The organism is Pseudomonas sp. P5_A2_2, assembly GCF_054177685.1.
Map to the genome: position 1 here is coordinate 1 of NZ_JBGCUL010000088.1, position 10858 is coordinate 10858.

A 10858-nucleotide genomic window follows, 5' to 3' on the forward strand; every position below is an offset into this window, starting at 1 on the left:
ACCTACCCGTTGACCAATACCCGCCTGGAAGCCTTTCGCACGAGTCTGGACTTCACCGGCGTCGAACCGGGCAGCGACGGGCTCTATCGGCACAATGGCAAACTCTACGCGGTCATCCAGAACCGCGCCTACCAGGTCCTGCATGACCTTGAGGCCTCCTCGCCGCAGGCTCCGGTGATGCGCATCATCCGGGCAGAGGATCCCATCGCCCTGGACGACCACAACCTGTATGTCGCGACGCGCCCCGGGAGGTCAGAGCCGATTGTTTTCGACAGGCAGAACGGCTGGGTGGGAATCGCTGTCTTTGGCGCGGGCGGAATGCGGGCGGGAAGAGAAAATACCGTGCAAAACAAGTTTGCCGCGGGAATAGCGCAATTGTATACAGAGGCCGCCATACTTGAGACGGCCAGACAGAAGAGACTTCAACTGACGTCTAGCTGGGATAGAACTGTCGGCACGGAAGGTGAAAGAACGGCTCTGATACTTTTGGAAGTGCAAATTCGCCGAGAACTCGCTTTATTGGAAAATATGGTCACCAAGTACGTCGACGAACACGATTGGCTGATTCTTGTTAAAGCAAACGGCGTCTATAGAAACGAACTGCATGAACTTCGGGAGCTTAACCTTGCAGCTTACGACCGGCTCATTGCTGCCATGGATGTGCGCAGATCCCTGGAAATTCGGCCAGCCAATGACCCGACTACCTATCGGGCCACCGCCGACTACCTGATGAATAAACGCAACCTCCTGGAAAAGAGCGAGAAAATTGCGCATGAGATTCAGAAAAAGTCGCGCTCCTCGGAGCTCGAGTTGACTGCCCTGGGTTATGACGCGAAGGAGATTCACGAAGTAACCGCCAGCTGGGTCGAAGCCCGAAGCCGATTGCTGACGGACGACCCAAATAACAGTGACTTCGAAGCGGTGCAATTGGCGCACTCTTTTATCGAGGTCGCGACCGCATTCCGCGGGATCGAGAGCATTCCCGCTGATGCTCGCATTGCGGCGCTGACCGGTCTGCTCGACCAAAGCGCGGCAACCAGGGATTCGTATGAGCATCTCGACCTGCCGCCAGACTCCCCACAAGCCAACTCTCGGCGAGAAATTACAGAAGCCATCCAGGCCTTCGAAAATGCCGTCGAACATCAAATAGCGCGCGAACACCGAGACCGGAAAAATACCTCGGCGCGATCGGCACAGGATGAGTCGATTGATTTCGACTTCATCCCGCCACAAAACAGGACCGGGCCCGCTCCCAAGCCCAGACGAATGTTTCGCGCCAAACACCACGGTGTCTACAAGATCAGTGTCGGTCAACCGCGTCGCACCGTGACGGGCGAAGAGCTGATCGACGTGATCGATCCCAACAACTCGGCGCAGGTTTTGCGAACCTACGAAAAGCGGGAGGGAGAATGGCATCGAATACGCTCCGAACAAACCAGAGCGCTGCCCGAGCTGATGGCACGAGCCACCCGGCGGCTGGACCGGTTCGAGGTGCACCTGAGCAAAGCCAGGCGGGATGAACGGGCCAAACGCAACGCCACCAATATCGTCGAATTTCTCGGCGGCAAGGCCGAAACGCTCGACGATCTGGCCCGACAGCTCGAACACGCTCCAAATCCGACCGGGGAGACTATCGACGGCCTCGTCCAGCGCCTGAGGCACGACAGTCAGCGTCTACGCGCGGAAGGCGAGGACATCCGCATCCGGCTCTACAAGGACAAAACCTTTCTGAGTGCGGACCGACTGGCGTACTTGATCAGCGCGGGGCACATCAGCGCGGTGAAAACCCATAACCGAGTGGCGCGTGGCAAAGGTAAGGAAAAACACTTTCTCGACATTTACTCACTCAATGACAGCCACACCGGAGAGCCGTTGTGGCATGCCCATTTCCACTACGAAAAGAACGACAGCCTTGCGTTGAACTTCATGGACAAGGGCGGTCATCTCAAAACCCTCGAGCAGAGCGGAACAGGTATTTCAGCCCAGCGCCGGGACGAACAGGCCGGTCGAGAGCACATCGCCATCTGGCGCCATACGATTGATGGCCGGACGGCGCAGCGGATTTTTGACCTGACCGCGTAAGGCCATTGCAATTGGCCGGCGGTGCGCGCCGGCCGATCGCTGTTGAATATATATGTACCGCTCTTCGCCGTGATTTTCCTGCTAAAAAAATCGCGAACCAATAGAGGCTCCACGAAACCGTCAATCAAAAAACCGGCAATGACGCCGAATGCCCCTTCAKCATCCCRTTYATGGARGCYGATGCGGCAAYCRCTCAAGGATGAAAACCCATGTCACCCAAACCGCCACCCAAARGCAYAGTCACCGTCGATGTCCACCCCCATCCCAAGCTGCCCTCGGACGGACACACCCCGTTGCCCGACACCCTGCCGCGTATCGATTTCGGCTTGCCAGTCACGAYGAATCCACGAATCCCTCCCAAGGGGACCGGGACACCGGGAAATGTCGACCTCGATGCCATCACGCCAGCACCGCCCGTAACGGCCAGCGAGTTACCTTCCGCTCCAGTGCCTGCCCTCCCGTCGACACCGCGTCCGCTGGAGCATTATTGGCTCGCCTCGGCGGCTCAGCTTCCCGCACCCGACGCCCTGGGTTTCAGRACGTTCAAGGGACGCCAGTATGTCGATGTGCCGSGYGGYGGCATCGTRCATATCACTGCGGATCCGGACACCGGCCTGTACCGGGCCAARCTGCCGAGCGAACTGCAAGCRTCAGGCCCGGTGCTCGTGCGCGATCCCGAGAGCACGCTCTGGTATTCGCTGGATGACGTTGAGCCAACGACCTACCCGYTGACCAATACCCGCCTGGAAGCCTTTCGCACAAGCCTGGACTTCACCGGCTCCGAACCGGGCAGCGACGGGCTCTATCGACACGATGGCAAACTCTACGTGGTCATTGAAGACCGCGCCTATCAAGTCCTGCATGATCTTGAGGCTTCCTCGCCGCAGGCTGCGGTGATGCGCGTCGTCCGCACAGAGGATCCCGTCGCCCTGGACAACCGCAACCTGTATGTCGCGACACGCCCGGGAAGGTCGGAGCCCGTGGTTTACGATGTACTGGACGGCTGGGTGGGAACCAAGGTGCCCGGCGCGGGCGGGATGATGCGTAGCGAACCTGATCGCCCTGCTCGTCAAGGCCTGAAAGACAGACTGTTATCGGCTTTCGACCGACTGCGCAGCCCGGAATCTCGTGCCGCAGACTTGTACCCATCCCTCGACACGGAGCAGATCAAAGCACTTGTCCGATCGCTGGGAGACGACGTCGATGGCGGTTTGGCCCGCCGCAAAACCGAGTACAAAACGCTCAAGGACCAACTGAAATCCTGGATCACACAGTCGTCCGCCTCATCGACGCCAGAACCAACAAAACGCTGGGCGGAACAAGTCGCCCAAGAGATAAAGCGCTGCTGGCGTCAGCAGACCGGGACAACGCTCAAGCTGCAGCCTGGGAATGGAACCCTTCCAGCGTTGAACGCTGATTTCAGCCATGTCCGGACGCTGGATCTGAAAGACATCACCTGGTCGGACACGGTCGACACATTCCTCACTGGCTTTTCCCGCCTTGAACATCTGACGGTGACCCGCTCCACCCYGGATAAACTGCCTGCCGCCGTGGCTGAAATGTCCGATCTGAGCACGTTGAATCTAAGTTCGAACCGTATTCAGCTCAATGAGCAAACAAGCGCAAAGCTGAGCGCGCTCAGCAAGCTGGAAAACATCGATCTGTCGAGCAATCCCCTTGGGACAATGCCTGATTTCAGCGCCATGTCCGAACTCAAGGCTCTTAACCTGAGCAACACGCAACTGGATCAGTGGCCCACGGGCCTGCAACATCAGGCCAAGCTGGAAATCGTCGACTTGCGCAACAACCAGCTGCGCGAAGTTCCTCAGGCAAACCTGAACCCGACGGCCGATCAACTCGAAACCATCGCCCGAATCAACGGAGTTACGCTACTTGAAGRCAATCGATTCCCTGTCGGTTACTGGAAATCCTTTGAACTGTATTGGCAACGCGTGGCGGCCGAATATCCCGACCTGAGCACCACCACCCGACCCGGTGCGTTCAGGATCGACGGCGATATCCCCGAGGTCGCGATAGTGCAGCGGATGTACCCTGATAAGAACGAAGGAGCTGCCAGGGAGTATCTGATCGGCCTGGGTGATGGCGCTGAAGCGCAGATCGCCCGACGCATTCAGGCATTCGATTTATTGGAAACACAGCTGGAGCGCTACATAGCCGACAGTCAACCCGGTTCATCCAGCACCGCCAACGCAGAAAAAATCCAGGTGAAACGTCTCGCCAGAATAATCAAGGGCTGCTGGCTTGAAGGTTCGGAGACAACATTAAGGCTGCCATCCGTAAACGGAGCACTTCCGGCTCTGACAGCGGATTTCAGTCACGTCAAAATGCTCAGTATGGATTCAGTCAACTGGTCGGACGCTTCCAATACCTTCCTGTCGAATTTTCCCAACCTGGAATCGTTGAGCATTGCCCACTCCCAGGTCGAGAGGCTTCCCCCCAGCATTGGCGAAATGAAAAAGCTGAGCTACCTGAGCCTGACCTCCAGCAACATGACACTGGATGCGCAAAGCGCTTCGACACTGAGCGCCCTGAGCCAACTCAAGGTAGTCGATCTTTCCAATAACCCGCTGCAGATAGCACCCGACTTTAGTGCCATGTCCGAGTTGAACTCCGTCAATCTGCAGAACACGCAGATTGGTCAATGGCCGACAGGATTACTGGACAAGACCGCGTTGACGGGCATCGATTTGAGCAACAATCGGTTACGTGAAGTGCCCCAGGCCAACCTCAACCCCGCTCCTGAACATCTGGAAACAGTCGCCCGGATCAATGCTGTCACGCGGCTCGAGGGCAACGAATTCCCTTCCCAGTATTGGAGAAAATTCGACGGCTACTGGCGACGGCTGAACGAGGCTCACCCGGAACTGATGGCCCCTGCCTATTCCAAAGCATTTGATAGCGAAAACTCTTGGGCACAGCGTTACCGCGAACTGTATCCGCAAAAAGGTATCAAGGAATGCAGGGAATACATATGGAGCCATGAGAAAGGAGTTTTCTCACGCAAATTGAACGGGTTGGAGCAAGAGTTCAGCGTATTGACAAGCCAGCTTGACGCCTGGGTGTACTCGGGTGGAGGCAATCGCCAAGGTTACATTCGTGCCAATCAGTTACAGATCAACGCCCAGACCCGCAGTCACCGAACCAAGGCCCGGGATCGAATCATCAGTTGCTGGCGACGGGAAGGCAATCAAAAACTCGCCGCCGACGGAACGCCGATCGGCTGGGAACTGAATCTCGGAAGACTGATATTGCCGACCCTGCCGGATCTGAGCGTCGACTTCAGCCACGTTGGATCACTCAGATTGAACAACATGAACCTGACGGCTTCCCCTGAAGGTTTCCTGACCCGCTTTCGTCACTTACGCTGGCTGGATATGTCGCACAACCGGCTCAGGGACTTACCCCCCGCAGTGGGAGAAATGCATGCAATGACGCGCCTGTTCCTGCAAAAAAACCAACTGCAACTGAACACCGAGACCGCGCGGATCCTTTTCAGCCGAACAACACTCAGATTGTTATGGCTGCATGACAACCCCCAATTAGGTGTACTCCCCGACTTCAGTCTGATATCGGATATACGCACGGCCAGCCTGGCGAATACAGGTATCAATGCCTGGCCGACCGGTCTGTTTGACCAACCCCGCCTGACCGATATCGATCTGAGCAACAATCAGATCACAACGATTCCCGACTTCGTCACCGCACCGACCGCGGATCGGCTGGCGCATTCGGTACAGGTCAATAGCGGCACGCTGATAACCAACAATCCGCTGTCTGATGCCACCCACGTGCAGTTGGCAACATACAGTGAGCGACTGACCGCTGCCGGAACACCGCTGATCCGCGAACCCAACCTGCTCACAACGTCTTCCGTCCATACGAGGCAGCCCGAGCCCGCGACGAGCGCGGTAGAGATGCACCCGGCGTGGATCACAGGATTGTCCGCCGACCAGGTCTCAGCCAGAAGGGAGCAATGGCGCATGTTGCGTGAGCAGCAGGGCTCGGACGGCTTCTTCAACATCATTCGCAGTCGCATCGGCCATCCTGATTTTCGGCGACAAGCCTGGGAAGTGATCGATGTCATTACCGAAAACAATCCACAGTCGCGAGCCTTGCGCAGGGAGCTGTTCGATCGCGCRTGCGAAGCGGGATGCACTGACCTTGCAGCTGCCACCTTCACCGATCTGCAAATCCTGGCAATCAGTCACAAGGCGCGTATCCAGGCCAAACTCGATTTGAACGGGACACCACTGGTGGATTTATCCAAAGGGCTGTTTCGGCTGAGACAGGTCGACGACATCGCGGCGGCTGACCTGGAGTCCAGCAGGGCAATGGCCAGCGATCCGACGACATCCGCAGAGCAGAGAAGATTCCATCTCAATCGAATACACGATCCCCATGAAATGACGATGGCCTATCGCTTTGGCCTCAAGGACCGGTTGCAATTGCCGTTTCAGCCGGAAACACTCAGCTACATCGGAATGGCCAACGTGCACCCGACAATGCTCGATGCGGCCTATCGAAAAGTCGTTGCGCTGGACGGTTCGCCCGAAGAGTTTCAGGCACTGGTGTCCATGGATTTCTGGCAGGACTTCATCACTCACAAATATCAGTCGCAATTCGACGCGAATCGTCAGCCGTTTCAGGATCGGCAGGCGATACTGGACAACCAGAAGTTCCAAGGGCAGCTGGCTGAGTCTGAATACAATGCCCAGTCCGATGATGTGCAGGCACAGCTTGCGATTACAGAAGCGACGTTGATCCAGGCCGTGACGCGGCAAGAACTTCAACTACCTTCGACTATCGATGGTCATCTCGCCAGCAACACGTCTGGAGATGAGCTCCCGCCCACGCAGTGAGAACGTCGTTCAAGTATCGATGCAGCTGGCCGAATCGTTTCGGCCGGCTGTCATTCGTCGTCGAAGTTGTAACTGCCTGGCGCGAGATTTTCGAATCGGGTGTATTTGCCGATGAACGCCAGCCGTGACGTGCCGATCGGACCGTTCCGCTGCTTGCCGATAATGATTTCGGCGATACCCTTGTGCTCGGTTTCCGGGTGATAAACCTCATCCCGGTACACGAACATGATGACGTCGGCGTCCTGCTCGATCGCTCCGGATTCGCGCAAGTCGGAGTTGATCGGGCGTTTGTTCGGTCGTTGCTCCAGGGAACGGTTGAGCTGGGACAGCGCCACTACCGGGCAGTTGAATTCCTTGGCCAGGGCTTTCAGGGAACGGGAGATTTCGGAAATCTCGTTGGTCCGGTTATCACCACCGGAACCCGGAATCTGCATCAATTGCAGGTAGTCGATCATGATCAGCGCCACGTCGCCGTGCTCACGCACCAGGCGCCGGGTCCGGGCACGCATTTCCGAGGGGCTGATACCGGCGGTATCGTCGATGAACAGCTTGCGATCGTTAAGCAGATTGACCGCTGAAGTCAGGCGCGGCCAGTCATCGTCGTCAAGGCGACCCGCACGGACCTTGGTCTGGTCGATGCGGCCAAGGGACGACAACATACGCATGATCAGCGATTCGCCTGGCATTTCCAGCGAGTAAACCAGCACGCACTTATCGCTGCGCAACACGGCGTTTTCCACCAGGTTCATCGCAAAGGTGGTTTTACCCATGGACGGACGACCCGCGACGATGATCAGGTCGGCCGGCTGCAGGCCGCTGGTTTTTTCGTCGAGGTCGGTATAGCCGGTGGACAGGCCGGTGATGGCGTTGTCGGTATTGAACAAGGTGTCGATACGGTCGATGGCCTTGGTCAGCAGGTCGTTGACGCTGACCGGACCACCCGTTTTCGGCCGGGCTTCAGCGATCTGGAAGATCTGCCGTTCAGCTTCATCGAGAATCTCTTCAGCAGTGCGCCCTTCCGGATTGAACGCACTGTCGGCGATTTCCGTAGCAATGCCGATCAACTGGCGCAAAGTCGCCCGCGCGCGAACGATCTGCGCATAGGCCTTGATGTTGGCGACGGACGGGGTGTTTTTCGCCAATTCGCCCAAGTAACCGAGACCGCCGACCTGTGAAGTCTGACCTTCCTTGTCCAGCTGTTCGGACAGGGTCACGACGTCAATCGGCATGTTCTGATCGGCCAGCTTGGCGATCGCACGGAAAATCAGACGGTGGTCATGTCGATAGAAATCGCCGTCGGAGACTTGATCGAGCACGCGTTCCCAGGCGTTGTTGTCCAGCATCAGACCACCGAGTACAGCCTGTTCGGCTTCGATGGAATGCGGCGGCACTTTTAGCGCGGCGGTTTGCAGATCGTATTGCTCAGGAGCGGAGATATCGTTCATGGCCACTTGGTTGTTTAGAAAAAGCAGGGGTTGAAAAACAGGWGCTACCAGAAAGACAAAGGGCACGACCTGTAAACAGGATCGTGCCCGATGTTACCGGCAAGCACCCGAGGGTGCCAGCCGACAAGTGCTGCTTAAGCTGCTACCACGACAACGCGTACGGTGGCTTCAACTTCGGCGTGCAGGTGCACGGCTACGTCGAATTCGCCTACGTTGCGGATGGTGCCGTTCGGCAGACGAACTTCGCTCTTCTGCACTTCAACGCCAGAGGCGGTCAGTGCGTCAGCGATGTCGTGAGTACCGATCGAACCGAACAGCTTGCCTTCGTCGCCAGCGGTGGCAGTGATGGTCACTTCCAGCTCGGCCAGTTGGGCAGCGCGGCTTTCAGCCGACGATTTACGATCTGCTGCAGCTTTTTCCAGCTCGGCACGACGCTCTTCGAACGCAGCCAGGTTGGCTGGGGTCGCAGCGGTAGCTTTGCCGTAAGGCAGCAGGTAGTTACGACCGTAACCAGCCTTAACGTTCACTTTGTCACCCAGGTTGCCCAGGTTGGTGACTTTTTCCAGAAGGATCAGTTGCATGTGAAAATCCTCTTAACTTTTAACCTTCACCGTTCGCGTTATCGGCATCTTTCGGTGCCGAACGACCGCGAAAATCAATCAGGCTGTCGACGATGGCCAGGACCACCAGCAACGGATAGATCAGTTGCATGAACAGCAACAGCGTCACGTACAACCCCACCAGCCAGAACCTGGCCAGTCGCTTCTGCGCCACCAGCCCGTGAATCAGGGCCAGCCCGGCGAACACCAGCGGTACGCTGCACAACGGCGTCAACATGGCCATCTGCGGACCGATGTTCGGCCCCAGAAGCATGCACGCCAGCAGCAACATCGCCGGCAACAGCGGGAAGCGGATGGCGCGAAACTCGCGACCAAAACCGCCCGGGTTGTACAACAACGCCTGCCAGTAGCGCCCGACAAGCAGGCTCAGCAAGCTGACGATTTGCAACAACGCCGCAATCAGGCCGGTCAGGACCGGTGCAATCAGGGACGCGAAACGCGCTTGTTCGTCTACCGACAACTTCTGGTAGACGTCACCGAGTAGCGACGGCATGACCTTGATCAAAGCCTGCGCCAGCATCTCGATCTGGGGAGCAAAAGCTGTCCCCAACACCACTGAAAACACCACTCCCATCGCTATGCTGACCAGCAGCACGCGGTTCCAGGACTCGCTTGCGCGCAAAACCAACGCAAGGCTCGCAGACCCCAGCAGCACCAGAAGTGCCCGTGGGTCATCGGAGTAAAGCCACCAGGCCAATGCCGGCAGCAGTCCCAGAGCAAGAACGCCCAAGGCGTCCCTCAATCCGCGCCGCAGGAGCACAAGGCATCCGGCGGCAGCACCCAACCAATACAACAACGGCATCGCCGCGCATCCAGCCACTACGAGAGTGGCCTGCATACGGCCGCGCATGATGAACTCAGCTATGGCCCGCATGCATTCAATCCTTTGCTACGTGTCGACTGCCCGGTCTCAGCGGCCGTGGCTGTCGGTGTAGGCCAGCAGGGCCAGGAAGCGGGCGCGCTTGATAGCGGTGGCCAGCTGACGCTGATAACGAGCTTTGGTACCGGTGATGCGGCTTGGAACAATTTTGCCGGTCTCGGATACGTAGGCTTTCAGAGTGTTGAGATCTTTGTAATCGATCTCTTTCACGTCTTCAGCGGTGAAGCGGCAGAATTTACGACGACGGAAGAAACGTGCCATTTGATAGGCTCCTTAAAAGGTCCGTGGATTACTCGTCAGCGTTATCGCTGTTGTCGCTGTCATCACTGTCAACGCTTTCAGCGCCTTCGTGCTCAGGACGGTCGCGACGCTCACGGCGCTCACTGCGGTTTTCTTCAGCCTTGAGCATCTCGGACTGGCCGGTAACGGCTTCGTCGCGACGGATGACCAGGTTACGGATCACTGCATCGTTGTAGCGGAAGTTGTCTTCCAGCTCGGCCAGGGCCTTGCCAGTGCACTCAACGTTCAGCATCACGTAGTGAGCCTTGTGAACATTGTTGATTGCGTAGGCCAGTTGACGACGGCCCCAATCTTCCAGACGGTGGATTTTGCCGCCGTCTTCTTCGATCAGCTTGGTGTAACGCTCAACCATGCCGCCGACTTGCTCGCTTTGATCCGGGTGGACCAAAAAGATGATTTCGTAATGACGCATGAATGCTCCTTACGGGTTGTAGCCTGCCGCTCAAAAGCGGTCAGACAAGGAGTGAATGACACTTATGGACTTGCGGACGCTAGACACGTTGGTGCCTGCCATCACAGCAAGGGGCGCAATTGTAGAGAAGGGGCGAGGGAGGCGCAAGGTAATTGGTGATTATTTGAACAGCTCGTTCACACCACAATTTTTGCCTCACTACAAACCCCTGTGGGAGCGAGCTTGCTCGCGATGAGGGC

Annotated in this window: 7 protein-coding genes; 2 read left to right on the forward strand and 5 right to left on the reverse strand. The window is 57.3% G+C overall.

Annotated elements, in window-relative coordinates; all coding sequences use genetic code 11:
• Positions 1 to 2082, forward strand: a 2082-nt coding sequence (locus tag ACXRVY_RS09160; protein WP_458237277.1) for a hypothetical protein, incomplete at its 5' end; no start/stop codon positions are given.
• Between the two features lie 293 nt (positions 2083 to 2375).
• Entirely contained in the window at positions 2376 to 6962 is a 4587-nt protein-coding gene (locus ACXRVY_RS09165) for an NEL-type E3 ubiquitin ligase domain-containing protein (protein WP_458237278.1), read from the forward strand.
• 50 nt (positions 6963 to 7012) lie between these two features.
• Here ACXRVY_RS09165 and dnaB read toward each other — a convergent pair whose 3' ends face one another.
• The 5 genes from dnaB to rpsF form a co-directional block, all read right to left on the reverse strand.
• Positions 7013 to 8407, reverse strand: coding sequence for a replicative DNA helicase (gene dnaB / locus ACXRVY_RS09170; protein WP_223462531.1), 1395 nt, complete (start codon positions 8405 to 8407; stop codon positions 7013 to 7015).
• A gap of 134 nt (positions 8408 to 8541) precedes the next feature.
• Positions 8542 to 8988, reverse strand: a complete 447-nt coding sequence (rplI, locus tag ACXRVY_RS09175) for a 50S ribosomal protein L9 (RefSeq protein ID WP_034149636.1) — start codon at positions 8986 to 8988, stop codon at positions 8542 to 8544.
• Positions 8989 to 9007: 19 nt separating this feature from the next.
• Positions 9008 to 9901 (reverse strand): YybS family protein, encoded by an 894-nt coding sequence (locus ACXRVY_RS09180; RefSeq protein WP_223462530.1) that lies wholly within the window; start codon positions 9899 to 9901, stop codon positions 9008 to 9010.
• Positions 9902 to 9937: 36 nt separating this feature from the next.
• Positions 9938 to 10168, reverse strand: a complete 231-nt coding sequence (gene rpsR, locus ACXRVY_RS09185) for a 30S ribosomal protein S18 (RefSeq protein WP_002551829.1) — start codon at positions 10166 to 10168, stop codon at positions 9938 to 9940.
• A gap of 28 nt (positions 10169 to 10196) precedes the next feature.
• Positions 10197 to 10619 (reverse strand): 30S ribosomal protein S6, encoded by a 423-nt coding sequence (gene rpsF / locus ACXRVY_RS09190; protein ID WP_007982042.1) that lies wholly within the window; start codon positions 10617 to 10619, stop codon positions 10197 to 10199.
• Positions 10620 to 10858: the final 239 nt, after the last annotated feature.

What these genes read in the sequence shown, in the direction of transcription:
- dnaB (WP_223462531.1), bottom strand. Translation starts at nt 8,407, where the DNA reads ATGAACGATATCTCCGCTCCTGAGCAATACGATCTGCAAACCGCCGCG.
- rplI (WP_034149636.1), bottom strand. Translation starts at nt 8,988, where the DNA reads ATGCAACTGATCCTTCTGGAAAAAGTCACCAACCTGGGCAACCTGGGT.
- ACXRVY_RS09180 (WP_223462530.1), bottom strand. Translation starts at nt 9,901, where the DNA reads ATGCGGGCCATAGCTGAGTTCATCATGCGCGGCCGTATGCAGGCCACT.
- rpsR (WP_002551829.1), bottom strand. Translation starts at nt 10,168, where the DNA reads ATGGCACGTTTCTTCCGTCGTCGTAAATTCTGCCGCTTCACCGCTGAA.
- rpsF (WP_007982042.1), bottom strand. Translation starts at nt 10,619, where the DNA reads ATGCGTCATTACGAAATCATCTTTTTGGTCCACCCGGATCAAAGCGAG.